Below are 511 nucleotides of genomic sequence, written 5' to 3' on the forward strand. Positions count from 1 at the left end.
CCCCGGCAGATCCGCCCCGATGCCCGGACGGTCGCCCTCGCCGTGATGGCGGCGGTTCGCGAGCGCGCGGCGTACGCGAACCTGCTGCTCCCGTCCGAGCTCAGGAAGGCGCGACTCGACACGCGGGACGCCGCACTGGCGACCGAGCTCACCTACGGCACCCTCCGGACGCAAGGACTGCTCGACCGCATCATCGCGGAGGCGGCCGGTCGGACGGTCGACGAGATCGACCCACCGGTCCTGGATCTGGTGAGGCTGGGCGCCTATCAGTTGTTGTTCACCCGGATCGGGGCGCACGCGGCCGTCGACACGAGTGTGGAGGCGGCGCGGACACTGGGGTTGGGCCGGGCCGGGGCGTTCGTCAACGCAGTGCTGCGCAAGGTCTCCGCGCAGGATCTGGACAGCTGGGTCGAGGTGCTGCGGAAAGACGTGGCCGACCCCGTCGCCCGGCTGGCGGTGGGCACCGCGCACCCGGAGTGGATTGCGCGCGCGTTCGCGGAGTCCCTCGGGG

The 511-nt window shown here is 72.4% G+C and carries 1 protein-coding gene; it reads left to right on the top strand.

Going from position 1 to position 511, the window contains the following annotated elements; all coding sequences use genetic code 11:
* Window positions 1-511: transcription antitermination factor NusB (locus IY392_RS18350; protein ID WP_375292933.1), on the top strand; the 511-nt coding region annotated here is incomplete at both ends.

It is taken from the genome of Dietzia sp. SYD-A1 (assembly GCF_015356725.1).
Lineage (GTDB): Bacteria > Actinomycetota > Actinomycetes > Mycobacteriales > Mycobacteriaceae > Dietzia.